Source organism: Parvibaculum sedimenti (assembly GCF_009184905.1).
GTDB lineage: Bacteria > Pseudomonadota > Alphaproteobacteria > Parvibaculales > Parvibaculaceae > Parvibaculum > Parvibaculum sedimenti.
Genome location: NZ_WESC01000038.1, coordinates 1 through 1013, shown reverse-complemented (window position 1 = coordinate 1013; position 1013 = coordinate 1). Strand labels below are relative to the sequence as shown.

Below are 1013 nucleotides of genomic sequence, written 5' to 3'. Positions count from 1 at the left end.
TGTGCTGGTCTCCAAATATGCCGATCATCTCCCCTTGTACCGACAGGCGCAGATATACAGCCGCCAGGGCATTGATTTGGACCGATCCACGCTGGCCGATTGGGTTGGCAAGGCGGCATACGAACTGAAGCCTGTATTTGAGGCGCTGATCGCCGATCTGAAATGCTCTTCAAAGCTGTTTATGGATGAGACGCGGGCGCCTGTGCTGGACCCGGGGCGCAGAAAAACCAAAACAGGTTACTTCTGGGCCCTGGCGCGTGATGACCGGCCTTGGGGCGGTGAAGACCCACCCGGTGTTGCCTTCACCTATGCGCCGGGGCGATCTGGCCAATATGCTGAACGGATATTGCAGGGCTTCACGGGGGTTCTGCAGGTTGATGGCTATACCGGATACAACAGACTGATTGGGCCCGAGCGCATCGGCGGGGACATCCGGCTTGCCTATTGTTGGGCCCACGCGCGGCGTAAGCTCTATGAGGTTGCGCAAAATGCGACCGCGCCGATTGCCGAGGAAGGGCTCGGCCGCATTGCGGCCCTCTATCAAATTGAAAAGGACATCGCAGGCTTGAGCGCTGAGGCGCGTCTGGCAGTACGACAGGCTCGATCAAAACCACTGATCGCCAACATGGAAACATGGCTCGTCCATCACCGCGCCCGCGTCTCACCCAAGGCGCCGCTTGGTGAGGCGCTCAAATATATTGCCAAATACTGGGATGGGCTCTGCCTGTTCCTGACCGACGGGCGCGTCGAGGTGGACAACAACAGCGTCGAGCGCAGCATCCGGCCAATAGCCATCAATCGGAAAAACGCACTCTTTGCAGGTCATGATGCTGGTGCCGAGAACTGGGGCGTCATCGCCTCGCTCGTTGAGACCTGCAAACTCAACGACGTCGATCCACAGGCCTGGCTCACTAATGTCCTTACCAGGATCGTCAACGGACACAAGCAAAGCCAGATCAAAGATCTGCTCCCTTGGAATTATCCAGTCAAGGTGTGAACGAAACATCGCTTAC

The 1013-nt window shown here is 57.6% G+C and carries 1 protein-coding gene; it reads left to right on the top strand.

Annotated features, from left to right (window positions below):
• On the top strand, positions 1 to 997 hold a 997-nt coding region (gene tnpC / locus F2P47_RS17540; RefSeq protein ID WP_152217688.1), incomplete at its 5' end, for an IS66 family transposase.
• Between the last annotated feature and the right edge of the window lie 16 nt (positions 998 to 1013).